A 26024-nucleotide genomic window follows, 5' to 3' on the forward strand; every position below is an offset into this window, starting at 1 on the left:
GCCGGCAAGCCGGCCCTGGAGCCCCTCAGAAGCCTTGTGGCGTCGAGCGAGCGACGATGGCGGCCACATCCAGCCCCCGCGGCAGGGTGCCGTAGGCCCGACCGGACTGGCCCCCCAGGCGACTGGCGATGAAGGCGTCGGCAACTACTTGGTTGCCGGCCTCCAGCAGCAGCTTGGCCTGCAACCCCAGGGCAATGTCCTCGGTCAGCTGGCGAGCACGGTACTGGATGTCATCGGTGTCCTTGAAGCTCTCCTTCAATCCAGCGATATGGCCGGCCAGGCGCCGATCGCCATGGCCATCGCCCAGCTCGGCGAACAGCGCATCGAGCACGCCCGGCTCTTTCGACAGGGCCCGCAGCACATCCAGGCACTGGACGTTGCCGGAGCCCTCCCAGGTGGAGTTCACCGGCGCCTCGCGGTACAGCCGCGGCAGGATGCTGTCCTCGACATAACCGGCACCGCCCATGCATTCGGCGGCTTCGTTGATCATGGCCGGGGCCCGCTTGCAGATCCAATACTTGCCCACCGCCGTCACCAGGCGCGAGAACTTCGCTTCCTGGGCATCGTCCTGGTGATCCAGGGCCCGGCCCATGCGCATGCTCAGGGCCAGGGCCGCCTCGCTCTCCAGGGCCAGGTCGGCCAGCACGTTCTGCATCAGCGGCTGCTCGCCGAGCACCCGGCCACCGACGCTGCGATGGGCACAATGGTGGCTGGCCTGGGTCAGCGCCTGGCGCATCAGCGAGCTGGAACCCACCATGCAGTCGAAGCGCGTCATGGCCACCATCTCGATGATGGTCGGCACGCCCCGCCCTTCCTCGCCGACCATCCAGGCCAGGGCGCCACGGAACTCCACTTCGCTGGAGGCGTTGGATTGGTTGCCCAGCTTGTTCTTCAAGCGCTGGATATAGAACTGGTTACGGCTGTCGTCGGGACGATGCCGGGGCAGCAGGAAGCAGGTCAGGCCCTTGTCGGTCTGGGCCAGGGTGAGGAAGGCATCGCACATCGGCGCCGAACAGAACCACTTGTGCCCCACCAGCTCATAGGCCTGCCCCGGCCCCGTGGCCCCCACCGGATAGGCCCGGGTGGTGTTGGCGCGCACATCGGTGCCGCCCTGCTTCTCGGTCATGGCCATGCCGATGGTCAACCCGGCCTTGTGCTGCATGCCGACGTTGCGCGGGTCGTACTCGGTGGCGAGGATCTTGGGCAGCCACTGCTCGGCGATATCCGGCTGCAACTTCAAGGCCGGTACGCAGGCGAAGGTCATGGTCAGCGGGCAACCGCTGCCGGCCTCGGCCTGGCTGTGCAGGTAGGTCATGGCGGCCCGCGCCACATGGGCGCCAGGCTGGGGATGGGTCCAGGGCAAGGACGTAAGGCCGCCTTCGATCGCCGCCTGCATCAACCGGTGGTAGGCCGGGTGGAACTCCACCAGGTCGATCCGGTGGCCGAAGCGGTCATGGCTGTTGAACACCGGCTTGTTCTGATTGGCCAGGAATCCCGCTTCCATCAACGGCCCGCCGGCCAGGGCACCATAGGCATCGACCCGGGACTCGGCCCAGCCGGCATCGAACCGACGCATCCATTGCTGCAATGGCAGGTCGATCCGATAGAGGTTGGTGCCATCCAGGGATGGTGGCTGGTTGGTGACTTCGTGGGTTTCAGCGAACTGGTGGAGGTTCATCACGGGGCTCCTTCAGGGTGTGCCAAGAACCCAGTTAAGCACCCGCCTCCCTCCGTTCAAAGTGGCATATCCGCCTAAATATCGGCGTTTTCGCCTTGTTCTTCCCGCAGTACCCACCTGGCCAGCACGGCTTGCAGTTCTTCGAATTTCACCGGTTTTCCCAGGTAATCGGCCCCGGAACCGCCGATGCAGCCCTCTGTACCGGGAACGCAGGCCAGCAGGATCGGCAAACGGGCATACCCCGGCAAAGCCTGGGCCTGGAGGCGGAACGCTCCGACCTGGGCGGTATTGATATCACCGTCCAGCAGCACCGCGCTGATGGCCTCACGCCCCAACGCCTGCAAGGCATCGGTGGGACTGGCGACAGTGCGTACCCGGTACCCCAGCTTGAGCAGCATGCCCCGCAGCACCAGCTGGTTGACGTCGTTGTCGTCCACTAGCAGCACGCTGCAATCCTCGGGCAGGCGCCGCGAACCAACGACCGACGAACGGGCCACCGGTTCCTGGGAGTCGAGCGCCACATGCAGGCGGAAGCAGCTGCCCTGGCCCGGTGTGGATTCATGGGTAAGCTGCCCGCCGAGCAGTTCCACCAGCTGCCGGCAGATCGCCAGGCCGATACCCAGGCCACCGTATTCGCGGGTCATGGAGCCATCGAGCTGGAAGAAACGCTGGTACAGGGTGGCTTCGTCCAGGTTGACGAAGCCGATGCCGCTGTCGATCACCTCGAAGATCAGATTCACCCGCCCAGCCGGGGCGGCCCTGCTGACCACACGCAATATCACGCCGCCGCCAGAGGTGAACTTGACCGCGTTCTCCAGCAGGCACTCCAGGCAATGGCTGAGCTTGCAGCGATCCCCCAGCAAGCGATCGGGGATACCGACGCCCAGGTCGACCCGGAACGACAACGACTTGTTCGCTGCGCTAGCGCCGAACTGGGCCTGCAAGGCGCTCAGCAACGAACGCAGGCTGAACGGCTGGCTTTGCGCCGTGAGCTTGCCGGCCTGCAATTCGGTGAGAGTGAGGATGCCGTTGACCATGCGCATCATGTCCCGGGCGGAGCCGGCGGCGGTCTGCTGGTACTGCTCCAGCTCCGGATCCAGCTCCAGGGTCTGCATCAGTTCCAGGGAGCCGATGACGCCATTCATCGGGGTGCGCAGTTCGTGGGTCAGGGTGGCCAGGAATTCATCCTTGAGCCGATTGCTATGGGCCAGTTGCTGGTTCAGCACCTCCAGCTTCTGCCCGGCGTCCTGCAGGGTCCGGGCCTGCTGTTCGCGCATCGAGTTGATACGGTCGGCCAGGGCCAGGGACAGCAGTGCCACCTCGATCGCCGAGCCGATCTGGCTGGCGTACATGGTCAGGAACACGTTGGGCAGGTAGCCGAGCACCATCAGGGTGTTGATCACTCCGCCGAACAGGAAGGCCGACCAGGCGATGATGAAATAGCGCGCCACTCGCAGGCCACGGCACCAGGCGACGATCCCCGCGACATAGATGACCACGGTGAAGACCAGGGCCAGGGTGGTGGCCAGGCGCAGCGCCAGGGCGTAGCTGGTCATCAGCGAGAGGGTCATGACCACGGCCCCGAAGGCCATCAGCGCCAACAGGACACGGTCGACCCAGGGACTGTGGCGGGCGGTCTGCAGGAAGCTGCGGGCGAACTGGCTGCCGAACAGGCCGGCCGAGCCGATGAAGAAGGGGGTCGCTGCGTTAGCCCACCAGGGGTTGTCGGGCCAGAAGTACTCTACCGCGGCGCCATTGACCGAAAGCTGGTACAGGCCGAACGAAGCGATATAGACGATGTAGTAGAGGTAGCTGGTGTCGCGGACGCTGAGGTAGATGAACAGGTTGTACACCAGCATGCCCAGCAACACCCCGTAGATCAGCCCCAGTACATACAACCGGGCGGGCTGGGCCTCCAGGTAGGCGGTGTCGGACCAGAGGCTCACCGGTGCCTGGATCGAACCTTCGCTGGAAAGGCGCAGGTAGACGGTCTTGTGCTCGTGGGGCGAGAAATTCAGGCTGAACAGGTAGTTGTTCTGGTGGATCTGCCGGCTGCTGAAGGGCAAGGCGTCACCGGTACGCCCGGCTAACCGATAACCGCCGCTTTCATCGGGGACGTACAGGTCCAGGCGATCCAGGGGCGGGTAGGCCAACTCCAGCAGCCAGCTGCGTTGTGCGGCGGGGTTGGCGGGGCGGTAGTCCAGGTCGATCCGCAGCCAGAATGCCGAGCGCGAATAGCCTGCATTGAGCGTGTCCTGGTCGTGGGCCTTGAAGGCTCCGGCCAGGGCTTCGGAACTGACATCGGCGATCGTCGCCTGGCCACTTGTGTCCTCGAGGACTTGCATCACCCGCCCCAAGGGCAGGCGTTGGGTGAACTCGTCGAACTCGACGGCACCAGCCAGCATCGGCAGGCTCAACAGCAACATCAGCAAATAGCGCATTAAAGCCCCGGCGTGGCTTGTCCGGTTGCGTCAGGAAGCCCCCCCATTTCCCTTTGAGAAGACGTCAACCAGCATGACCTGTTATTGGTTTGAAACCACTCTAGCATAGCCTCTGATGGCCATTGAACACTATCGAGAATTTTAGTCTAAAGGCTCTAGAACGGGCCTTTCAGCGCAATCCCGCGAGCTAGAGCTGTTGCTTCGGTCAGGATTGTCGGCAGGAAAACAGCTCCGTGGATCATTCCGCGCCAGGCGCCGCGCAAAAAAGCGTTTGGTGGTAAGCTCGCCGCCCATGAATACCTACAGCTCCCGCCCCGTTGTCCTCTGTCTCTCCGGCCACGACCCCAGTGGCGGCGCCGGCTTGCAGGCAGATATCGAAGCCCTGCTGGCCCAGGGTTGTCACGCAGCTCCGGCTGTAACCGCCCTGACCGTGCAAGATACGGTCAACGTCAGCGATTTCCGCGTCCTGGATCGCGAGTGGGTACTGGCCCAGGCCAATGCCGTGCTCAACGATTCCACGGTGGCCGCGGTCAAGCTGGGCATGCTCGGCTCCCTGGAAATGGTCGACACCGTGGTCGAGCTGCTCCAGGCGCATCCGCACCTGCCCCTGGTCTGCGACCCGGTGCTGCGCGCCGGCGGTGGCGGCCGGCTGGGCAAGGATGAAGTGGGCTACGCCATGCGCGAACGCTTGCTGCCCCTGGCGACCATCGCCACCCCCAACCTCCCCGAAGCCCGAATCCTGGCGGAACTGCCCGAAGGCACCGCCGACCAATGCGCCGAAAAACTTTTGCCCTACATCAAGCACCTGCTGATCACCGGCGGCCATGGCGACGAGCACGAAGTGCACAACCGCCTGTACAGCCGCGACGGCCTGCGTGAAACCTATACCTGCCAGCGCCTGCCCGGCAGCTACCACGGTTCCGGTTGCACCCTGGCCAGCGCCCTCGCCGGCCGCCTGGCCCAGGGCGAGCACCTGGCCAGCGCCGTGAAAACGGCCTTGGACTACACCTGGCGGACCCTGCGCGACGCCGAACAACTGGGGCGCGGGCAGTTCGTCCCACGCCGCTTGCCGCTGGATTTCTGCTCGTAATGCCATGAGGCTCGCCCTATGAAACTACGTGGTCTGTATGCCATCACCGATAGCCAGCTGTTGGCTGGCAAGTTCCTGGAATACGTGGAAGCAGCGCTCGATGGTGGCGTCACCCTGTTGCAGTACCGCGACAAGAGCGACGACCAGGCCCGTCGCCTGCGGGAGGCCGAAGCCCTGCTCGGCCTGTGCGAGCGCTACAAGACCCAGCTGATCATCAACGACGACGCCGAGCTGGCGGCGCGCATCGGCGCAGGCGTGCACCTGGGCCAGACCGACGGCCCGCTGACCCCGGCCCGGGCCCTGCTGGGGCGCCAGGCGATCATCGGCTCCACCTGCCACAGCCAGCTGGCACTGGCCGAGCAAGCCGCGCGCGAGGGCGCCAGCTACGTTGCCTTCGGCCGCTTCTTCAACTCCAGCACCAAGCCCGGCGCGCCCACCGCCAACCTCGAGTTGCTGGACCAAGCCCGGGCCAGCCTGCAACTGCCGATCTGCGTGATCGGCGGTATCACCCTGGATAACGCAGCACCGCTGGTCAGCCATGGCGCCGACCTGCTGGCCGTGGTCCACGGGCTGTTCGGTGCCGATAGCGCCGAACAGGTGACCCGTCGTGCCCGCGCCTTCAACGCCCTGTTCGATCTTTGATATTTTTTTGAGAGCCCTGCCATGTCTCGTTCCGAAACATTGTTCGCCAACGCCCAGAAACACATCCCCGGTGGCGTGAACTCGCCGGTCCGCGCTTTCCGCAGCGTGGGCGGCACTCCGTTGTTCTTCAAGCATGCCGAAGGCGCCTACGTCACCGACGAAGATGACAAGCGCTATGTCGACTATGTCGGCTCCTGGGGCCCGATGATCCTCGGCCACAGCCACCCGCAAGTGCTGGACGCCGTACGCAAGCAGCTGGAACACGGCCTGTCCTACGGCGCGCCGACCGCCATGGAGACCGAGATGGCCGACCTGGTGTGCTCCATCGTGCCGTCCATGGAGATGGTGCGCATGGTCAGCTCCGGCACCGAAGCCACCATGAGCGCCATCCGCCTGGCACGTGGTTATACCGGCCGTGACGCCATCATCAAGTTCGAAGGCTGCTACCACGGCCACTCCGACAGCCTGCTGGTCAAGGCCGGCTCCGGCTTGCTGACCCAGGGCGTACCAAGCTCGGCCGGGGTCCCGGCCGACTTCGCCAAGCACACCCTGACCCTGCCGTTCAACGACATCGCCGCCGTCGAGAAGACCCTGGCCGAAGTCGGCCAGACCGTGGCCTGCATCATCGTCGAACCGGTGGCCGGCAACATGAACTGCGTACCGCCGGCGCCGGGCTTCCTCGAAGGCCTGCGCGAGCAGTGCGACAAACACGGCGTGGTGCTGATCTTCGACGAAGTGATGACCGGCTTCCGGGTCGCCCTCGGCGGCGCCCAGGCCCACTATGGCGTGACCCCGGACCTGTCGACCTTCGGCAAGATCGTCGGCGGCGGCATGCCGGTGGGCTGCTTCGGTGGCAAGCGCGAGATCATGGGCTGCATCGCCCCGCTGGGCCCGGTGTACCAGGCGGGCACCCTGTCCGGTAACCCTCTGGCCATGGCGGCCGGCCTGACCACCCTGCGCTTGATCAGCCGCCCAGGCTTCCACGCCGAGCTGAGCGACTACACCAGCCGCCTGCTCGAAGGCCTGCAGCAACGCGCCGATGCCGCCGGCATCCCGTTCGTCACTACCCAGGCGGGCGGCATGTTCGGCCTGTACTTCAGCGGCGCCGACGACATCGTCACCTTCGACGACGTGATGGCCAGCGACGCCAACCTGTTCAAGCGCTTCTTCCACCTGATGCTCGAAGGCGGCGTCTACCTGGCGCCAAGCGCCTTCGAAGCCGGCTTCACCTCGATCGCCCACGGCGACACCGAGCTGAAGCTGACCCTGGATGCCGCGGAACGTGCCTTCGCTGCCTTGAAGTGATGCCTCGGCCGGCGGACGCTGCGACCCACAGCGTCCGTCACGCCCTTTATGCGGACTTTGCTCCCGCCGACCGGGAAAATACTGGCGAAAGCGGCGGATATCGCGCCCATGCGGCAGAAAAACGAGTAAAGACTTTGTAAGGTGGGCCCTGCTTATTTCATAATGCGCGCTTATTGGGCCCCACGCTGGGCCGCGCGCCCCTCAGAGGTAAGTCGATTCCCATGAACCGCACCGGCCGCGCCCTGACACTGGGCTGCCTGTTGCTCCTTCAACCCCTGCTCGCGCACGCACAAGCAGGCGGCAACTCGTTGTTGATCCCAGCGCTGGGTCGCTGCACCCTCGATCCCCAGGCACAGGAACAGGCCGAGGCTCTTACCGCGTGCCAGAAGGCCGCCGACGAAGGGGATGCCCAGGCGCAATACGAGTTGGGTGAGTTCTACTACGAGGGCAAGGGCGTACCACGCGACCTCAACCTGGCCCTGAGCTACTTCGAGAAAGCCTCCCTGCAAGGCCACGCCCAGGCGCAGTTCAAGCTCGGCACCATGTTCTTCCACGGCGAAGGCGTACCGGCCAACAACGTCCAGGCCTATATCGTGCTGAAGATGGCTGCGGTCAATGGCGCCGAAGACGCCCTGGATACCGCCGATGAAGTCGCCGAGCACATGCAGCGCGACGAGCTGGAAGTCGCCACCCAGGTGCTGGGACAGATCTTCCGTAAATACCTGCTGGAACTGCAGAGCGCCGACGGCCGCTCGCCCTTCTCGCCCCTGCCTTGACCGCCTCGGCCAGCCATTGGCCAGCAAGACGGCCGCCGCTCACCGGGAACGGCTAGCAATCATCGAACGACGTTACTTCTCGGGCATCGGCATCGGGAACGGCATGACATTGCCCACGCCACGGGCTTCGCTGATCTTCGGCGTTCCCAGGCGCTCCACCTCGTCGATGCGCACGATCGAATGCATGGGCACAAAGCTGCGTACCACGCCTTCGAACTGGGCCTTGAGCTTCTCTTCACTAGGATCGACCACCACTTGCGTGCGCTCGCCAAAGACGAACTCTTCGACCTCCAGGAATCCCCACAGATCGCTCTGATAGATCTGCTTGGCGTACATCTCGAACACCTGGCCCTGGTTGAGGAAAATCACCTTGTAGATTGGAGCTTCACGTTTGGTCATGGCGGACGGACAACAGGTCGGGGGAGAAAAATGGGGCGCGAACTATAGCATAGCTACCCGACGCGCAATGCTAGGAACCTGGGGGCATGGACCCTATAATGCGCGGTTCTTTGAATCACCTGAGACCTAGGTCCATGGCCAAAAAGCTTTACATCGAAACCCACGGTTGCCAGATGAACGAGTACGACAGCTCGCGCATGGTGGATCTGCTGGGTGAAAACCAGGCCCTGGAAGTCACGGCGCGCGCCGAAGACGCGGACGTCATCCTGCTCAACACCTGCTCGATCCGCGAACGGGCCCAGGACCGGGTCTACTCCCAACTGGGGCGCTGGCGCGAGCTGAAGCTGGCCAACCCGGAAATGGTGATCGCCGTGGGCGGCTGCGTGGCCAGCCAGGAAGGCGCGGCCATCCGCGACCGGGCTCCCTATGTCGACGTGGTCTTCGGCCCGCAGACCCTGCACCGCTTGCCGGAAATGATCGACATCGCCCGAACCACCAAGCTGCCGCAGGTGGATGTCTCGTTCCCCGAGATCGAGAAGTTCGACCACCTGCCCGAGCCGCGCATCGACGGCCCCAGCGCCTATGTCTCGGTGATGGAAGGCTGCAGCAAGTACTGCACCTTCTGCGTCGTCCCCTACACCCGTGGCGAAGAAGTCAGCCGGCCGTTCGATGATGTGATCGCCGAGATCATCCACCTGGCGGAAAACGGCGTCCGCGAGGTCACCCTGCTGGGCCAGAACGTCAACGGCTACCGTGGCCAGACCCACGAAGGGCGTACTGCGGACCTGGCCGAGCTGATCCGCGTGGTCGCGGCCGTCGATGGCATCGAGCGGATCCGCTACACCACCTCGCACCCGCTGGAGTTCTCCGACAGCCTGATCCAGGCCCACGCCGAAGTCCCCGAACTGGTGAAGCACCTGCACCTGCCGGTCCAGTCGGGCTCGGACCGCATCCTGGCCGCGATGAAACGCAACCACACCGCCCTGGAGTACAAATCCAAGTTGCGCAAGCTGCGCGCGGCGGTACCGGGGATCTGCATCAGCTCGGACTTCATCGTCGGTTTCCCCGGGGAAACGGAGAAAGACTTCCAGCAGACCATGAAGCTGATCGAGGACGTGGGGTTCGACTTCTCCTACTCCTTCGTCTACAGCCAGCGCCCCGGCACCCCAGCCGCGGACCTTGCGGACGACACCCCGGAAGCGCTGAAGAAAGAACGCCTGAACGCCCTGCAGCACCGGTTGAACCAGCAAGGTTTCGAAATTAGCCGACAGATGGTCGGCTCGACCCAGCGCATCCTGGTGACCGACTACTCCAAGAAAGACCCTGGAGAGCTGCAAGGACGGACCGAGAACAACCGGATCGTCAACTTCCGCTGCGACGATCCGACCCTGATCGGCCAGTTCGCCGACGTGCACATCGACTCCGCGCAGCCCCACTCGCTGCGTGGCTCGTTGCTGGCGTAGGGGCGAGGAAACCGGCCTGGGCGCAAGCCAGCCTGCCGACCGGGCCAGAGGCCTGGAGAAACACCGGCAGTCATCGCTCCTCATAAGAGCTTTCGCACCCAGGCTGCTGGCGTTATCCTTGAATTCATCTTAATTGCCGTTGGGCGGCTAAAAACGACCTTGAACGCACCCATAGAACCTCATCGTTTCATCCTCGAGCCCTTCGAGGCTCGCCGCTTCGCCAATCTGTGCGGGCAGTTCGACGAGCATTTGCGCTTGATCGAGCAGCGCCTGGCGATCGAGATCCGCAATCGCGGCAATCAGTTCGAACTGATCGGCGAACCCAAGCACACCACCTCCGCGGAAAACCTCCTGCGCCGTCTCTACCGGGAAACCAAGGGTACCGAGCTGTCGCCGGACCTGGTGCACCTGTTCCTCCAGGAATCCGCCGTGGAACAGCTCGACAATCCTTCGGTGGCCGACGCCGCTGTCGCCCTGCGCACCCGCAAGGGCATGATCCGGCCGCGCGGCCTGAACCAGCAGCGCTACGTCAAGGAAATCCTCGCCAACGACATCAACTTCGGCATCGGCCCGGCCGGTACCGGCAAGACCTACCTGGCGGTAGCCTGCGCGGTGGACGCCCTGGAGCGCGAACAAGTACGGCGCATCCTGTTGGTGCGCCCGGCGGTGGAAGCCGGTGAAAAACTGGGTTTCCTGCCTGGCGACCTGGCACAGAAAATCGACCCGTACCTGCGTCCGCTGTACGACGCGCTGTATGAAATGCTCGGCTTCGAGCATGTGGCCAAGCTGATCGAGCGCCAGGTCATCGAGATCGCGCCCTTGGCCTACATGCGTGGCCGGACCTTGAACAACAGCTTCATCATCCTCGACGAAAGCCAGAACACCACCGTGGAACAGATGAAGATGTTCCTTACCCGGATCGGCTTCGGCTCCACGGCGGTGATCACCGGCGACATCACCCAGGTCGACCTGCCCAAGGGCACCAAGTCCGGCCTGGCCCACGTGATCAAGGTGCTGGGCGATGTCCCGGGCATCAGCTTCACGCACTTCATGCCCAAGGACGTGGTGCGCCACCCTCTGGTGCAGCGCATCGTCGAAGCCTACGAGCGCTTCGAGCAGCACAGTGCCGACGAAGCCGCCAAGGCCGCCGCCGACAGGGGCAGCCGCCACGATGCTTGAGCTCGATCTGCAGCGCGCCAGCCAACAGCCGGCCCCCAGCGACCAACAGTTCCGCCAATGGTGCGAGCTGGCCCTGCGCCAGCGCACCGCCGACTCCGAACTGACCATCCGCCTGGTCGACGAAGCCGAAGGCCGCGAGCTGAACCACACCTGGCGTCATAAAGATTACGCCACCAATGTGCTGTCATTTCCTGCGGAAGTGCCGGATGAGTTGCTGGATATCCCGCTGCTGGGAGACCTGGTGATCTGCATCCCGGTGGTCGAACGGGAAGCGGCCGAGCAAGGCAAGGCGCTCGAGGCCCACTGGGCCCACCTGGTGATTCACGGCTGCTTGCATCTGTTGGGCTACGACCATATAGATGACGACGAAGCCGAGGAAATGGAAGCCCTGGAACGTACATTGCTTGCAGAACTGGGTCATCCCGACCCTTATGCAGACGACGAAAGCTGAACAACCCACTTGTAACAACCTAAGGATTCAGAGCAATCGCTATGAGCGAAGATCGATCGAGCAACGGGCAAAAGTCATGGCTGGGCAAACTGACCCAGGCTTTTGCCCATGAGCCGAAAAACCGCCAGGAGCTGCTGGAGCTGCTGCGCGAAGCCCATCAGAACAAATTGCTGGACAGCGAAGCGCTGGCCATCGTCGAAGGCGCCATCCAGGTCGCTGACCTGCAAGTCCGGGACATCATGGTCCCGCGCTCGCAGATGATCAGCATCAAGGCGACCCAGACCCCCCGGGAATTCCTGCCCGCGGTCATCGATTCCGCACACTCGCGTTATCCGGTGATCGGTGAAAGCCATGACGACGTGATGGGCGTCCTCCTGGCCAAGGACCTGTTGCCCCTGATCCTCAAGGAGAACGGCGACAGCTTCAATATCAAGGACCTGCTGCGCCCGGCCACCTTCGTGCCGGAGTCCAAGCGCCTGAACGTGCTGTTGCGCGAGTTCCGCGCCAACCATAACCACATGGCCATCGTCATCGACGAATACGGCGGCGTAGCGGGCCTGGTGACCATCGAGGACGTGCTGGAACAGATCGTCGGCGATATCGAGGACGAGCACGACGTCGAGGAAGACAGCTACATCAAGCCGCTGCCCAGTGGTGACTTCCTGATCAAGGCGCTGACGCCGATCGAGAACTTCAACCAGTTCTTCGACAGCGACTTCTCCGACGACGAGTTCGATACTGTCGGCGGGCTGGTGATGAGTGCGTTTGGCCACTTGCCAAAACGCAACGAAATCACTGAAATCGGTGCCTATCGCTTCCGCGTGCTCAATGCCGACAGCCGGCGGATCCACCTGCTGCGCCTGACCCCCGTCTCTCGCTGAGAACTGGACGTCTCGCCCCTCCCACTGGAACCTCGCCTGGCCGCCGACCGATCGGCAGCCGGCAGGGGGCCTGCGCAGGGGCCAGCGGCAAAGCGCTGCGTGATTCGACGCTCAGCTGAATCAACCCGAACAATCTCCTCGCGCCCTGCCCGGTGCGATACAGGAAAGAGCTGATGAAACGCCTCTTGCAGCGCTCGCTTCAACCCGGCTGGCCCGGCAACCTGCTGGCCGTCGCGGCTGGCGCCATCACCACCCTGGCCCTGGCCCCCTACGACATCTGGCCACTGGCGTTGCTGGCCGTCGGCCTGTTCTACGCCGGCCTGCGGCAACTGACGCCACGCCAGGCCCTGGGCCGGGGCTGGTGCTTCGGTTTCGGCCTGTTCGGCGCTGGCACCAGCTGGATCTACGTCAGCATCCACACCTACGGCGGCGCCTCGGTTCTGCTTGCAGGCTTGCTGATGCTGGCCTTCATCGCCGCCATCGCCTGGTTCTTCGCCCTGCCCGCGTGGCTCTGGGCCCGCTGGCTACGACGCAACGAAGCGCCACTGGCCGATGCCCTGGCGTTCGCCGCCCTGTGGTTGGGCCAGGAAGCCTTCCGAGGCTGGTTCCTCACCGGCTTCCCGTGGCTCTATTCCGGCTACAGCCAGCTGGACGGTCCCTTGGCCGGGCTCGCACCGCTAGGCGGCATCTGGCTTATTTCCTTCGCCCTGGCCTTGACCGCTGCCCTGCTCTACAACCTGCCACGCCTGATCGGCAACGGTCGCAAGGGTTTCATCGCAGCAGGGCTGGTACTGCTGGCGGCCCCTTGGGTAGCCGGCCTGGCACTCAAGGGCCATGCCTGGACCAGCCCAGCGGGGGAGCCGCTGTCGGTTGCGGCCATCCAGGGCAATATCGAACAGAGCATGAAATGGGACCCCGCCCAACTCAATGCGCAACTGGGCCTGTACCGCGACATGAGCCTGGCCAGCAAGCGCGTGGACCTGCTGGTATGGCCGGAAACCGCGGTTCCAGTGCTCAAGGAGTCGGCCGAAGGCTATCTGTCGATGATGGGCAACTTCGCCGCCGATCGTCATTCCGCGCTGATCACCGGAGTACCGGTGCGCCAGCTGGTGCACCACGAGAAGCGCTACTTCAACGGCATCACCGTAACCGGCGAGGGCGACGGCACCTACCTGAAGCAGAAGCTGGTGCCCTTTGGCGAATATGTACCGCTACAGGACCTGCTGCGGGGCCTGATCGACTTCTTCGACCTGCCCATGTCCGACTTCGCCCGCGGCCCGGCCGACCAACCCTTGCTGCAAGCCAAGGGCTACCAGGTCGCGCCCTTCATTTGCTATGAGGTGGTCTACCCCGAGTTCGCCGCCAGTCTCTCGGCCCGCAGCGACCTGCTGCTGACCATCAGCAACGACACCTGGTTCGGCACGTCCATCGGCCCCCTGCAGCACCTGCAGATGGCCCAGATGCGCGCCCTGGAGGCCGGCCGCTGGATGATCCGCGCCACCAACAACGGCGTCACCGGACTGATCGACCCGTTCGGCAAGATCACCGTGCAGATCCCCCAGTTCGAGCGCGGCATCCTGTATGGCGAAGTAGTGCCCATGCACAACCTGACGCCCTACCTGCAATGGCGCTCCTGGCCTCTGGTAATACTCTGCACCCTGCTGCTGGGCTGGGCGCTGCTCGCCAGCCGGATCGCCAAGACCGTCTGAACCCCGCGCCGGCTCCCCCGGGAGCCGGCACTCAGCGATAGAACAGGCGATACCCCACCTGGCCCACCGCCTCATTGAGCAATTGCCCGCTCTGCCAGATGGACTTGAACTCCGGCATCCAGCCACCTAGTGGCCGGGCGTTGTCCACCCCCAGGAACCCCACCGGCGCCGGCACCACCACGAACCCTGCATGCTCGAAGCTCCAGGCCGAACGCGGCATGTGCCAGGCCTGGGTCACCACTACCACACGCTTGACGCCCTTGGGCAACAGGACCTCGGCACTGAACTGCGCATTCTCCCAGGTGGTGCGGCTGCGATCTTCCTGCCAGCGCACCGTCACTCCGAAGTCGTCGCGCAGTGAGTCAGCCATCAACGCGGCCTCGCTTGGCGGCGTGCCGTAATGCAGGCCACCACTGGTCAGCACGGGCAGGCCGGAAGCCTTGGCCAGCCGGGCGGCATAGCGCTCGCGCTCCAGGCCCACGCCAGTGGGCTGGTCAGTGCCCCAAGCCGGATCGCCACGCTCGCGCCCCGACCCCAGGACCACAATGGCATCGGCCTGCTCGGCCAACCTGGCCCACTGTTCCTGTGGCAGGGGTGGCAATTGCTCGAGTCCACGGGCGCCCCACTCCACCATCACCGGCAAGCTCATCAGCCAGAAACCACCCAGGCCGAGGAAGAAACAGCAACGGGCGAGACGCGGTCTGGAACGACGCAACATCCAGGCGAATAGCAGCAACAGCAGGAGAACGCCGGGCGGCAGCAATAACTGTTTGATGAAATAGCGAAAAGGCATCGGACATCTCCAAAAAGATGTCCGAAGCCTAAAGGGATGGTTATCCGGCAACAACCGACGCCGGTGATTTTCGCTTTCGAGGTCCTCGGCAACGACCTCATTCGCCCCGCTCCGGGGCCCTGGAACCTACTTGAATTGCCGGGACCGGACCTTCACCGGACCCCGGACGGGGGCCTTGTCCTTCAGCCAGATGATCTTGGCCGAACGAGGCGCCTCCTGGTGTTGCAGATTGCTCGATACATCGACCGGCATCTCACGCCGGTTATGGGCCAGGTAGGCCCGGATCAATTCCAGTTCGGCAGGGCTCAACCCCCGCAGCTCCAATTCGACGGAGCGTTCATCGCGCAGCCGATCCGCGGTTCTCGCTGCATCCAGGGCCAGAGCCAGTCGATTCAGCAGCCGCTCGTACACCTCCGGTCCTGTTGCCTTGCGCTGCAATTCAAGCATCCGTTCACCTCATAGAAGAATAAGACTCACTCCCCTTTTTGAGCTTAGCCGGGCAGCCGCAGGCCACGCGCCGCCGCGACCAACGGCCCGCGCGCGCAATCAGGGTTTCCCTAGGCAGAGCGCGGTCATGTATGCTACGGCGCTTCCTGTAACTCCACTTCCAGCTCCACCGGGAACTGCAAACGCCATGTTTGGCGCCGTCACTACCCGAGTTGCGTTGAAGAGGATTAGGCCACCCTTATCCAGTACATAAAGTAGCCATGCACGAACAATACCTGCCCCGTGATATAGAAGCCGCCGCCCAGTCCTTCTGGGATGAGCAAAAGTCGTTTGAAGTCAGCGAACAGCCAGGCAAGGACACTTACTACTGCCTATCGATGTTCCCGTACCCGAGCGGCAAGCTACACATGGGGCACGTGCGCAACTACACCATCGGCGACGTCATCTCCCGCTACCAGCGCATGCAAGGCAAGAACGTCCTGCAACCCATGGGTTGGGACGCCTTCGGCATGCCGGCGGAAAACGCCGCGATGAAGAACAACGTCGCACCGGCCAAGTGGACCTACGAAAACATCGCCTACATGAAGAGCCAGCTGCGTAGCCTGGGCCTGGCGGTGGACTGGTCGCGCGAGGTCACTACCTGCAAGCCGGACTACTACCGCTGGGAACAGTGGCTGTTCACTCGCCTGTTCGAGAAGGGCGTGATCTACCGCAAGAACGGCACCGTGAACTGGGACCCGGCGGACCAGACCGTACTGGCCAACGAACAGGTCATCGACGGCCGTGGCTGGCGCTCGGGCGCGCTGATCGAGAAGCGCGAAATCCCGATGTACTACTTCCGCATCACCGACTACGCCGACGAGCTGCTGGAAAGCCTCGACGAGCTGCCGGGCTGGCCCGAGCAGGTCAAGACCATGCAGCGCAACTGGATCGGCAAGTCCCGCGGCATGGAAGTGCAGTTCCCCTATGACCAGGCCAGCATCGGCCAGGCCGGCGCGCTGAAAGTCTTCACCACCCGTCCCGACACCCTGATGGGCGCCACCTACGTGGCCGTCGCCGCCGAACATCCGCTGGCGACCCAGGCCGCCCAGGGCGATGCAGCACTGCAGGCGTTCATCGACGAATGCAAGAGCGGCAGCGTCGCCGAGGCCGACATGGCCACTCAGGAGAAGAAGGGCATGCCCACTTCCCTGTTCGTCGAACACCCGCTGACCGGCGAGAAGCTGCCGGTGTGGGTCGCCAACTACGTGCTGATGCACTACGGCGATGGCGCGGTGATGGCCGTGCCGGCCCACGACGAGCGCGACTTCGAGTTCGCCCACAAGTACAACCTGCCGATGAAAGCCGTGGTGCGCACCAGCGCCGGCGATGAAGTCGGTGGCGAATGGCAGGCCGCCTATGGCGAGCACGGCCAACTGATCAACTCCGGCGAGTTCGACGGCCTGGACTTCGCTGGCGCCTTCGACGCCATCGAAGCTGCGCTGATCCGCAAGGAACTGGGCAAGTCGCGCACCCAGTTCCGCCTGCGCGACTGGGGCATCAGCCGCCAGCGCTACTGGGGCTGCCCGATCCCGATCATCCATTGCCCATCCTGTGGCGATGTACCGGTGCCGGAAGACCAACTGCCGGTCAAGCTGCCCGAAGACGTGGTGCCCGACGGCGCCGGCTCGCCACTGGCGCGCATGCCGGAATTCTACGAGTGCACTTGCCCGAAATGCGGCACTGCGGCCAAGCGCGAAACCGACACCATGGACACCTTCGTCGAGTCGTCCTGGTACTTCGCCCGCTACGCCTCGCCGAACTACGAAGGTGGCATGGTCGATCCGAAAGCCGCCAACCACTGGCTGCCGGTGGACCAGTACATCGGCGGTATCGAACACGCGATCCTGCACCTGCTGTACGCACGCTTCTTCCACAAGCTGATGCGCGATGAAGGCCTGGTCACCTCCAACGAGCCGTTCAAGAACCTGCTGACCCAGGGCATGGTGGTCGCCGAGACCTACTACCGTGTCGCCAGCAACGGCGGCAAGGACTGGTTCAACCCGGCTGACGTCGAAGTCGAGCGCGATGCCAAGGCCAAGATCATTGGCGCGCGCCTGAAGACCGATGGCCTGCCGGTGGAGATCGGCGGCACCGAGAAGATGTCGAAGTCGAAGAACAACGGCGTCGATCCACAATCGATGATCGAGCAGTACGGCGCCGATACCTGCCGCCTGTTCATGATGTTCGCCTCGCCGCCCGACATGAGCCTGGAATGGTCCGACTCCGGTGTCGAAGGTGCCAGCCGTTTCCTGCGTCGCGTCTGGCGCCTGGCCCAGGCTCACGTAGCCCAGGGCCTGCCGGGCAAGCTGGATGTCACCACCCTGAGCGACGAGCAGAAGGTGATCCGCCGCGCCATCCACTCAGCCATCAAGCAGGCCAGCACCGACGTGGGTCAGTTCCACAAGTTCAACACCGCCATCGCCCAAGTGATGACCGTGATGAACGTGCTGGAAAAAGCGCCACAAACCAGTGAACAGGACCGCGCCCTGTTGCAGGAGGGCCTGGAGGCCGTCACCTTGCTGCTGGCTCCGATCACTCCACATATCAGCCATGAACTGTGGAACCAGCTGGGCCATGACGGTGCAGTCATCGATGCCACCTGGCCGATCGTGGACGAAAGCGCCCTGGTGCAGGACAGCCTGCAACTGGTAGTGCAGGTCAACGGCAAGCTGCGTGGCCAGATCGAGATGCCAGCCAGCGCCAGCCGCGAGGAAGTCGAAGCCGCCGCCCGCAGCAACGAAAACGTACTGCGCTTCACCGAGGGGCTGACCATCCGCAAGGTCATCGTGGTACCGGGCAAACTGGTCAACATCGTCGCCAGCTAATTGGATCAGGCGTCCGGTGGGAACCGGGCGCCGAACAAGACCTTCAGGGCCACAGGGTTGGCCCATATGGTTTCAAGGGGAGCAATACATGATCAAACGTAACCTGCTGGTGATGGGCCTGGCTCTGGTATTGAGCGCCTGCGGCTTTCAACTGCGCGGTACTGGCACCCAGGAATTGAGCATCAAGGAACTCGACCTCAGCGCCCGGGACGCCTACGGCGCGACGGTGAAACTGCTGCAGCAACAACTGGAAAGCAGCGGTGTCCGCGTTCATGCCGGCGCGCCCTACAAGCTGGTCTTGCAGCGCGAGTCGAACTCCCAGCGCACCCTCAGCTACACCGGCGGCGGCAACTCTGCCGAGTATGAAATCAGCACTAAGCTGGAATATGAAATCCTGACCCATGACAACCTGCACCTGCTGAACGACAAACTGGAAGTGCAGAAAGTCTTCGTTCATGACGGCAACAACATCACCGGCTCCGGTCAGGAATCGGCTCAGACCTATCAGGAAATGCGCCGCGACCTGGTCCAGCGCATGATAATCCGCCTGCAACTGCTGAGCCCGGAACAGCTGGCACAATTGCAGGCTACCGCCGAAGCCAAGGCCAAGGCCGATGCCGACGCCCTGGAAGCAGCACGCAAGGCCGAAGCCGAAACTCCGCAACAGTCCCCTATGGAACTGCCGAACCAGTAAGCCTTGTGGGGCGCTCCGGCGCCCCACCGACCCGCATCTATGAAACTCGCCCCCGCCCAACTCGGTAAACACCTGCAAGGCTCCCTCGCCCCGGTCTACGTGATCAGCGGCGACGATCCCCTGCTCTGCCAGGAAGCCGCCGATGCCATACGCATCACGGCACGCCAGCAGGGCTATGACGAACGCCAGGTGTTCAGCGCCGATGCCAATTTCGACTGGGGCAGCCTGTTGCTGGCTGGCGCCAGCATGTCGCTCTTCGCGCAGAAGCGCCTGCTGGAACTGCGCCTGCCTTCGGGCAAGCCCGGGGACAAAGGTGCTGCTGCCCTGATCGAATACTGCTCGCGCCCGGCCGAAGACACCGTGCTGTTGATCAGCCTGCCCAAGCTCGACGGTAGCACGCAGAAAACCAAATGGGGCAAGGCCCTGGTGGAAGGCGCCCAGACCCAGTTCGTGCAGATCTGGCCAGTGGACGCCAACCAGTTGCCACAGTGGATTCGCCAGCGCCTGTCCCAGGCTGGGATGTCCGCCAACCAGGACGCCGTGGAGCTGATCGCGGCTCGGGTCGAGGGCAATCTGCTGGCTGCCGCCCAGGAAATCGAAAAGCTCAAGTTGATGGCCGAGGGAGGGCAGGTCACTGTCGAAACGGTACAGGCGGCCGTGGCCGACAGTGCTCGCTTCGACGTATTTGGCCTGGTCGACGCCATCCTCAACGGGGAAGCGGCGCATGCCTTGCGCATGCTCGAAGGGCTCAAGGGCGAAGGGGTCGAGCCTCCGGTGATCCTCTGGGCCCTGTCCCGGGAGCTACGGCTACTGGCCAACCTGGCCCAGCAATTCGGCCAGGGAATCCCCTTGGACAAGGTTTTCAGCCAAGCCCGCCCGCCTGTCTGGGACAAGCGCAAGCCACTGATGAGCAAGGCCCTGCAACGCTATTCCGCCCAGCGCTGGAGCCAACTGCTGTTGGATGCCCAGCGTATCGACGCACAGATCAAGGGCCAGGCCAGCGGTTCCGCCTGGAGCAGCCTGAGTCGCCTGTCACTGCTGATGGCCGGCCAACGCCTGCCCCTGCCTGCCGAGTAAGTCCGCAATACGGGAAAAGATCATGGGTACTGGACAGCAGTGCCCAGCTGGCCGATGATGCGCGCCGTTGTACCTCTCCCCATAAAGCGAGTATCGAGCATGAGCAAGCCATCCAAGCATGGCCCCAACAAGGCCAAATCCATCATTGCCCAGCCACTGTTCCGTTGCCGCCAGGAGCGCCCGGCCAAGGGCAAAGGCAGCTACCGCCGCGAAGCCTTCCAGTCCAAAAACTGGGAGGCTTCTTACTTTCTGGCCGCCTGAAGCCCTGGACCCCACAGGCATGATAAGGTCTGCACCTGATTGTCATTCTCTCTGGACCTGTGCATGCCCTTTTGTATTTCCCGTCGTTGGCACCTGCGCCAACTGATCGCTGCCTCCAGCCTGATTCTGCTCGTCGCCTGCGCGGAAAAACCCACCGCCGCCGATGCCCAACCGTTGCCCGCACTCCAGTCGCCCCCCATTGCCGCACCAGCGACCGTCGTCCCCCTGGTGGTCGATAACCTGGACATCCAACCGACCCAGAGCTTCGAACAGTGGCTGAGTGCCTTTCGCTCTGAAGCGCTGAATGCCGGTATCCGTGCCGATGTGTTCGACCGCGCCTTCGCCGGCATCACTCCGGACATGAGCGTGATCAAGGCCGATCGCAGCCAGCCAGAGTTCACCCGCCCGGTATGGGAATACCTGGACGGCGCGCTATCACCCGTACGCGTGCGCAAGGGCCAGGCCCTGCTGAACCAGTATGGCGACATCCTGCAACGCATCGAACAGCGCTACGGCGTGGATCGCCAGGCGCTGGTGGCCGTCTGGGGCATGGAAAGCAACTTCGGCGATTTCCAGGGCAACAAGTCGGTGATCCGCTCGCTGGCGACCCTGGCCTATGAGGGCCGACGCCCGGCCTTCGCCAACAGCCAGCTGATCGCCGCATTGCAGATCATCCAGCATGGCGATATCCAGCCCGAGAAGATGCTCGGTTCCTGGGCCGGGGCCATGGGCCAGACCCAGTTCATCCCGACCACCTACAACACCCATGCCGTGGATTTCGACGGTGACGGCCGCCGGGATATCTGGAACAGCCCGGCCGATGCCCTGGCCTCGACGGCGCACTACCTGCAAAGCTCGGGCTGGCAGAAAGGCCAGCCCTGGGGTCTGGAAGTCCAGCTCAACAGTGGTTTCGACTACGCCCTGGCCGATGCCAGCACGCGCAAGAGCGTGGCCGAGTGGATGCGCCTGGGGATGAAGCCAGCCAACGGCAAGGCGTTGCCCTACGGCTCCGAGCAACTGTCCGCGTCCCTGCTGCTGCCAGCGGGTTATCGGGGACCGGCGTTCCTGATCCTGGATAACTTCCGGGCCGTGCTCAAGTACAACAATTCCTCATCCTATGCGTTGGCGGTGAACCTGTTGTCCGAGCGCTTCAGCGGTGCCGGACTGATCAGCGGCGACTGGCCCAAGGACGAACTGCCCTTGAGTCGCAGCGAACGTATCGACCTGCAGACCCAGCTCAACGCCAACAACTACGATGCCGGCAACCCCGACGGCATCATCGGCGCCAACACCCGCAAGGCCATCCGCAGCGCCCAGCAGACCCTGGGGTGGCCGGCGGACGGCTACCCGACCCGCAAGCTGCTGGACAGCCTGCGCAGTCGTTGAGCCGCAATTCGCAACAGGAAAGTTCGCTGTTCCGTCAGCCGGTTATTTGAAGACCACATCCTGGGCCAGGGTCAGCTCCCTGGCTCCGGCATCCAGCCTGACCAGCGCCCCCATGGGCAAGGTCAGGTTAGGGTCGCAATGACCGCTGCGCCAGCCGGCCAGTACCGGTATCCGCAACGGCTCGAAGGTGCGCTTGAGCAAGTCACATAGCGCAGTGAAATCCACTCCGGCCACATCCCCCACCAAAACACCCCGCAACTTGTCGAGCTTGCCCGCCAGCCGCAGGTGATTGAGCAGGCGATCGATGCGATACAGCGGTTCGTTGACGTCCTCGATGAACAGGATGATGCCGTCGGCGACGATGTCATAGGGCGTACCCAGGGTGCTGGCGATGATCGACAGGTTCCCCCCCAGCAGCGCGCCCTGTGCGATACCTGGCTCGACGGTGGTCAAGGGAAATGCCACGGGATGGGGCAACGGGCTGCCGGCCCTGACCTGCCCGCGCAACAGATTGAAGAACGACGCCTCAGTGGGAGCCTGCTTGGCTGCCAGCAGGTCGGCGTTGAGCAAAGGTCCGTGAAAACTCACGAACCCGGCATAACGATTGATCGCCAGGTGCAAAGCGGTGATGTCGCTGTAGCCGACGAAGGGCTTGGGATTGCGCCGCAACAGGTCGAAGTCGATCTTGTCCAGCAACCGCGGGCTGCCATAGCCCCCGCGCAAACACAGGATGGCGTCCACCTCGGAGTCGGCGAAAGCATCATGCAGGTCTTGCAGGCGCACCTCATCACTGCCGGCCAGATAGCCGTCCTGCTGCCCCACTCCGGGGAAGATCCGCAAGTCGTATCCCCTGGAGCGCATCCACTGGAAAGCCTTGGCGGTATCCAGCGCGGCCGGACCGGCCGGAGCGATAAGACCGATGACGCCTTCGGCCGCCAGCGCCGGCACGGGCAGGTGGGCATGGAGGGCGGCGGTCGGTTGGATGGGCATACGGATTCTCCCTGTGCGAATTCACTGGAGCACAGTAGCCATGAATGCCGCGAAACAGAAGGGGGAAATAGCCCGCGAGGAGCAGAAAGCCCAAGGGCAGGCGATGGGACTCGAGGGAGTCGGCGGAAACGCCCGCAGGAGCCAGCTCCCGCGGGCTTGGCGAATCAGGAAACCAGACCTTCCTTGGCCAGCTTCGCTTGTTCGTCGGCGTGGTACGAGGAACGCACCAGCGGACCGGAGGCCACGTTCTTGAAGCCCATCCGGTAGCCTTCCTCGGCGAACCAGGCGAAGGTGTCCGGATGCACGAAACGCTGCACCGGCAGGTGGTTACGCGACGGCTGCAGGTACTGGCCAAGGGTCAGCATGTCGATGTCATGCTCGCGCATGCGCTTCATCACTTCGATGACTTCGTCGTCGGTCTCACCCAGGCCCAGCATCAAGCCGGATTTGGTCGGCACATGGGGCACCAGCTGCTTGAACTTCTGCAGCAGGGTCAGCGACCACTGGTAGTCGGAACCCGGGCGGGCGGCCTTGTACAGGCGTGGCACGGTTTCCAGGTTGTGGTTGAACACGTCCGGTGGAGTCGCCGCGGTGATTTCCAGGGCAATGTCCATGCGGCCACGGTAGTCGGGAACCAGGGTTTCCAACTGTACGTTCGGCGAGAGCTTGCGGATTTCACGGATGCAATCGGCAAAGTGCTGGGCGCCACCGTCGCGCAGGTCGTCGCGGTCCACCGAGGTGATCACCACGTACTTCAGGCGCAGGTCGGCGATGGCCACCGCCAGGTTCATCGGCTCATCCACGTCCAGGGGCTTGGGACGACCATGGCCCACGTCGCAGAACGGGCAACGGCGGGTGCAGATGTCACCCATGATCATGAAGGTCGCGGTGCCGCCGGAGAAGCACTCGCCCAGGTTCGGGCAGGAAGCCTCTTCGCAGACGCTATGCAGCTTGTGCTTGCGCAGCAGTTGCTTGATCCGGTCGACTTCCGGGGATACCGGGATACGTACGCGGATCCAGTCGGGCTTCTTCGGCAGCTCGGTGGTCGGGATGATCTTCACCGGGATACGCGCGACCTTTTCCGCACCGCGCAACTTGACGCCGGTTTCAACTTTCGCGCGGGCTGGCCGCTCGGAAACATCCAGCGTCGGGATCAGGGTTTGAACAGCGTCTTGTTGCGCAGTAGTCATATCAGTCGATTCCGCCCGTTAGGGTCGTCTGCTCAGCGTAGTCGAGGTGTTTGACGAGCTGCGCACGCAGCCGGGCACTTACCTCGGCAAATTCAATCGGCCCTGCATGGTCGCTCAGCTGGGTCATCGCCAGACCGGCATAACCACAGGGGTTAATCCGTCGAAACGGCTGCAAATCCATATCCACGTTCAAGGCCAGACCGTGAAAGGAGCATCCATGACGGATACGCAGGCCCAGGGAGGCGATTTTCGCCCCATCGACGTAAACACCCGGTGCATCGGGCTTGGCCGCCGCCGGCACGCCGTAGCTGGCCAGCAACTCCACCAGGCATTGCTCCATGCGGCTGACCAGTTCACGCACGCCGAAACCCAGCCTGCGCACGTCCAGCAGCAAATAGGCTACCAGCTGGCCCGGACCATGATAGGTCACCTGGCCACCACGATCAGCCTGCACCACCGGAATATCCCCCGGCACCAGCAGATGCTCGGCCTTGCCGGCCTGCCCCTGAGTGAAGACCGGAGGATGCTGCACCAGCCAGACCTCGTCCGGTGCATCGGTCCCGCGTTCGTTGGTAAAGCGCTGCATGGCCTGCCAGACCGGCTCGTAGGCCCTCAGGCCAAGCTCACGAAAGCCCAGCGTCCGTGGCATCACAGCACCATGTGGACGACACCGGTAGCGCGCAGGGCACTATTGATATCACGCAGTTGGTCTTCACCAGTGGCGGTGATGTGCAGTTGCACCGTGGTGTACTTGCCATTGCTGCTCTGGCGCTCGGCCAGGGACTTGATGTCCAGGGTGGCGTACTTGGCAAGGATCTCGATCACGGTGTCCTTGAAGCCGACGACCGTGTCACCGATCACCTTGATCGGATAGTCATCGACGGGAAACTCAATCTTGTGCGACTTAACGTCAGTGTCTGTCATGGCAATAACGGCCTCGTAAGCCGTGGCGACGGACATGGCCCCCGCTCCGCTTGGGAGCGAGGGCCACGTGGGTCGACAATATCAGTTGAACAAGCCGTAGAAGAATAGACGGATGCTATCCCACATGCGACGGAAGATACCACCTTCGTCGACTGCTTCCAGGGCGATCAGGTCGGCGCTGTGCACCACCTTGTCGTCCAGTTTCACTTCGACTTTACCGATCACGTCGCCCTTGGCGATCGGCGCGACCAGTTGCGGGTTCATGGTCATGCTGGCTGCCAGCTTCTTCAGCTGGCCCTTGGGCATGGTCATGGTCAGGTCCTGGGCCAGGCCAGCCTTGACCTGATGCGTGGTGCCCTTCCATACCGGCGCCTGGGCCAGTTCGGTGCCCTTCTGGTAGAAGGTCTGGGTTTCGAAGAAACGGAAGCCATAGGTCAGCAGTTTCTGGGTCTCGGCAGCCCGGGCCTGCTCGCTGTTGGTGCCGAACACCACGGCAATCAGGCGCATGCCATCACGTACCGCCGAGGACACCATGCAGTAGCCCGCTTCGTCGGTATGCCCGGTCTTCAGGCCATCGACGGTCTTGTCACGCCACAGCAACAGGTTGCGGTTAGGCTGCTTGATGCCGTTCCAGAAGAACTCCTTCTGCGAGTAGATCGCATAGTGGGCCGGATCTTCATGAATGATCGCGCGTGCCAACAGCGCCATGTCATGGGCCGACGAGTAATGCTCGGGGTTCGGCAGGCCGGTGGGGTTCATGAAGTGGCTGTTGCTCATGCCCAGGTCGCCGGCGGTCTTGTTCATCATGTCGGCGAAGGCGTCTTCGCTACCGGCGATGTGCTCGGAAATCGCCACGCTGGCATCGTTGCCCGACTGGATGATGATGCCGTGCAGCAGGTCGCTGACGGACACCTGCGACCCTACCTTGATGAACATCCGCGAACCGCCAGTGCGCCAGGCGTTTTCGCTGACGGTCACCGGGTCGTTCTCGCCGATCTGGCCACGGCGGATTTCCAGGGTGGCGATGTAGGCGGTCATCAGCTTGGTGAGGCTGGCCGGCGGCAGGCGCTGGTCACCATTGTTCTCCACCAGCACGTTTCCGCTGCTGGCATCCATGAGCACGTAGGACTTGGCGGCCAGCTGCGGTGGTGACGGCATCACCTCGACCGCCCAGGCGGCGGGTGTGATGATCAGCGGTAGAAGCAGGCACAGGCGTTTGGCAAAGGTGGTGATGTTCATCCGTCTCTCGAAGTTGCTAATGGAAACTTGCCCCTGGGGGCAAAACTATTTCAGACAACCTTCTGAAGGGTTGTCGCGTGTGCGTTGTTCACTCACGACCCTTGCCGGGCTTTTGTTGTTCGGCGAGCCAACAACCCGGATC

The 26024-nt window shown here is 63.5% G+C and carries 24 protein-coding genes; 14 read left to right on the top strand and 10 right to left on the bottom strand.

Annotation, left to right across the window (positions count from 1 at the left end; genetic code table 11):
• Nucleotides 1-25 precede the first annotated feature (25 nt).
• The gene (locus C4K40_RS27480) at nucleotides 26-1678 is read right to left on the bottom strand and encodes an acyl-CoA dehydrogenase family protein (protein ID WP_053134773.1); all 1653 of its coding nucleotides are present in this window, start codon (nucleotides 1676-1678) and stop codon (nucleotides 26-28) included.
• A 74-nt stretch (nucleotides 1679-1752) separates the two neighbouring features.
• Complete coding sequence (locus C4K40_RS27485) at nucleotides 1753-4119, bottom strand: 7TM diverse intracellular signaling domain-containing protein (RefSeq protein ID WP_053134776.1); 2367 nt, start codon at nucleotides 4117-4119, stop codon at nucleotides 1753-1755.
• Nucleotides 4120-4411: 292 nt separating this feature from the next.
• On the opposite strand from C4K40_RS27485, the gene C4K40_RS27490 reads away from it, so the two are divergent.
• The 4 genes from C4K40_RS27490 (at nucleotide 4412) to C4K40_RS27505 (ending at nucleotide 7932) form a co-directional block, all read left to right on the top strand.
• Entirely contained in the window at nucleotides 4412-5209 is a 798-nt protein-coding gene (locus C4K40_RS27490; protein WP_031320583.1) for a hydroxymethylpyrimidine/phosphomethylpyrimidine kinase, read from the top strand.
• A gap of 18 nt (nucleotides 5210-5227) precedes the next feature.
• The gene (thiE, locus tag C4K40_RS27495) at nucleotides 5228-5851 is read left to right on the top strand and encodes a thiamine phosphate synthase (RefSeq protein ID WP_022641182.1); all 624 of its coding nucleotides are present in this window, start codon (nucleotides 5228-5230) and stop codon (nucleotides 5849-5851) included.
• Nucleotides 5852-5872: 21 nt separating this feature from the next.
• Entirely contained in the window at nucleotides 5873-7156 is a 1284-nt protein-coding gene (hemL, locus tag C4K40_RS27500; RefSeq protein ID WP_022641183.1) for a glutamate-1-semialdehyde 2,1-aminomutase, read from the top strand.
• Nucleotides 7157-7377: 221 nt separating this feature from the next.
• Nucleotides 7378-7932, top strand: coding sequence for a tetratricopeptide repeat protein (locus tag C4K40_RS27505; protein WP_022641184.1), 555 nt, complete (start codon nucleotides 7378-7380; stop codon nucleotides 7930-7932).
• Between the two features lie 72 nt (nucleotides 7933-8004).
• Here C4K40_RS27505 and C4K40_RS27510 read toward each other — a convergent pair whose 3' ends face one another.
• Nucleotides 8005-8331, bottom strand: coding sequence for a DUF1820 family protein (locus C4K40_RS27510; RefSeq protein WP_022641185.1), 327 nt, complete (start codon nucleotides 8329-8331; stop codon nucleotides 8005-8007).
• 134 nt (nucleotides 8332-8465) lie between these two features.
• Between C4K40_RS27510 and miaB the strand changes: the two genes are divergently transcribed.
• From miaB to lnt, 5 genes are all read left to right on the top strand, one after another.
• Nucleotides 8466-9794, top strand: coding sequence for a tRNA (N6-isopentenyl adenosine(37)-C2)-methylthiotransferase MiaB (miaB, locus tag C4K40_RS27515; protein WP_022641186.1), 1329 nt, complete (start codon nucleotides 8466-8468; stop codon nucleotides 9792-9794).
• A gap of 159 nt (nucleotides 9795-9953) precedes the next feature.
• Nucleotides 9954-10973, top strand: coding sequence for a PhoH family protein (locus C4K40_RS27520; RefSeq protein WP_022641187.1), 1020 nt, complete (start codon nucleotides 9954-9956; stop codon nucleotides 10971-10973).
• A complete protein-coding gene (ybeY, locus tag C4K40_RS27525) occupies nucleotides 10966-11424 on the top strand; it encodes an rRNA maturation RNase YbeY (protein WP_022641188.1) in 459 nt (152 codons plus the stop codon). The genes C4K40_RS27520 and ybeY overlap by 8 nt, the downstream gene beginning before the upstream one ends.
• Nucleotides 11425-11465: 41 nt before the next feature.
• Nucleotides 11466-12305: an HlyC/CorC family transporter gene (locus C4K40_RS27530; RefSeq protein ID WP_022641189.1), complete on the top strand. Its 840-nt coding sequence runs from the start codon at nucleotides 11466-11468 to the stop codon at nucleotides 12303-12305.
• Between the two features lie 173 nt (nucleotides 12306-12478).
• Nucleotides 12479-14014 carry an apolipoprotein N-acyltransferase gene (lnt, locus tag C4K40_RS27535; RefSeq protein WP_022641190.1) on the top strand — a complete coding sequence of 512 codons (1536 nt, stop codon included), beginning with the start codon at nucleotides 12479-12481 and terminating at the stop codon, nucleotides 14012-14014.
• 31 nt (nucleotides 14015-14045) lie between these two features.
• On the opposite strand, the gene C4K40_RS27540 is transcribed toward lnt, so the two are convergent.
• Both C4K40_RS27540 and C4K40_RS27545 read right to left on the bottom strand, forming a co-directional pair.
• The gene (locus tag C4K40_RS27540) at nucleotides 14046-14807 is read right to left on the bottom strand and encodes a YdcF family protein (RefSeq protein ID WP_053134778.1); all 762 of its coding nucleotides are present in this window, start codon (nucleotides 14805-14807) and stop codon (nucleotides 14046-14048) included.
• Between the two features lie 126 nt (nucleotides 14808-14933).
• A complete protein-coding gene (locus C4K40_RS27545; RefSeq protein ID WP_053134781.1) occupies nucleotides 14934-15254 on the bottom strand; it encodes a hypothetical protein in 321 nt (106 codons plus the stop codon).
• Between the two features lie 260 nt (nucleotides 15255-15514).
• On the opposite strand from C4K40_RS27545, the gene leuS reads away from it, so the two are divergent.
• From leuS to C4K40_RS27570, 5 genes are all read left to right on the top strand, one after another.
• A complete protein-coding gene (gene leuS, locus C4K40_RS27550) occupies nucleotides 15515-18121 on the top strand; it encodes a leucine--tRNA ligase (protein WP_053134784.1) in 2607 nt (868 codons plus the stop codon).
• An 88-nt stretch (nucleotides 18122-18209) separates the two neighbouring features.
• Nucleotides 18210-18815, top strand: coding sequence for an LPS assembly lipoprotein LptE (gene lptE, locus C4K40_RS27555; RefSeq protein WP_022641194.1), 606 nt, complete (start codon nucleotides 18210-18212; stop codon nucleotides 18813-18815).
• A gap of 39 nt (nucleotides 18816-18854) precedes the next feature.
• The gene (gene holA / locus C4K40_RS27560; RefSeq protein ID WP_053134787.1) at nucleotides 18855-19892 is read left to right on the top strand and encodes a DNA polymerase III subunit delta; all 1038 of its coding nucleotides are present in this window, start codon (nucleotides 18855-18857) and stop codon (nucleotides 19890-19892) included.
• A gap of 99 nt (nucleotides 19893-19991) precedes the next feature.
• On the top strand, nucleotides 19992-20153 hold the full coding sequence (arfA, locus tag C4K40_RS27565; protein WP_022641196.1) for an alternative ribosome rescue factor ArfA: 162 nt from the start codon (nucleotides 19992-19994) through the stop codon (nucleotides 20151-20153).
• A gap of 63 nt (nucleotides 20154-20216) precedes the next feature.
• Nucleotides 20217-21539 carry a lytic murein transglycosylase gene (locus tag C4K40_RS27570; protein WP_053134790.1) on the top strand — a complete coding sequence of 441 codons (1323 nt, stop codon included), beginning with the start codon at nucleotides 20217-20219 and terminating at the stop codon, nucleotides 21537-21539.
• Between the two features lie 42 nt (nucleotides 21540-21581).
• Here C4K40_RS27570 and C4K40_RS27575 read toward each other — a convergent pair whose 3' ends face one another.
• The 5 genes from C4K40_RS27575 to C4K40_RS27595 all read right to left on the bottom strand — a co-directional run bounded on the left by C4K40_RS27575 (nucleotide 21582) and on the right by C4K40_RS27595 (nucleotide 25882).
• On the bottom strand, nucleotides 21582-22529 hold the full coding sequence (locus C4K40_RS27575; RefSeq protein WP_022641198.1) for an LD-carboxypeptidase: 948 nt from the start codon (nucleotides 22527-22529) through the stop codon (nucleotides 21582-21584).
• Between the two features lie 164 nt (nucleotides 22530-22693).
• A complete protein-coding gene (gene lipA, locus C4K40_RS27580) occupies nucleotides 22694-23719 on the bottom strand; it encodes a lipoyl synthase (protein ID WP_022641199.1) in 1026 nt (341 codons plus the stop codon).
• Between the two features lies 1 nt (nucleotide 23720).
• Entirely contained in the window at nucleotides 23721-24368 is a 648-nt protein-coding gene (gene lipB, locus C4K40_RS27585) for a lipoyl(octanoyl) transferase LipB (RefSeq protein ID WP_053134793.1), read from the bottom strand.
• Entirely contained in the window at nucleotides 24368-24643 is a 276-nt protein-coding gene (locus tag C4K40_RS27590; RefSeq protein WP_025129297.1) for a DUF493 domain-containing protein, read from the bottom strand. Before C4K40_RS27590 ends, lipB begins: the two co-directional genes overlap by 1 nt.
• An 81-nt stretch (nucleotides 24644-24724) precedes the next feature.
• Nucleotides 24725-25882: a D-alanyl-D-alanine carboxypeptidase family protein gene (locus C4K40_RS27595; protein ID WP_022641202.1), complete on the bottom strand. Its 1158-nt coding sequence runs from the start codon at nucleotides 25880-25882 to the stop codon at nucleotides 24725-24727.
• Between the last annotated feature and the right edge of the window lie 142 nt (nucleotides 25883-26024).

The sequence above is a fragment of the Pseudomonas sp. CMR5c genome, assembly GCF_003850545.1.
In the GTDB taxonomy this organism is placed as follows: domain Bacteria; phylum Pseudomonadota; class Gammaproteobacteria; order Pseudomonadales; family Pseudomonadaceae; genus Aquipseudomonas; species Aquipseudomonas piscis.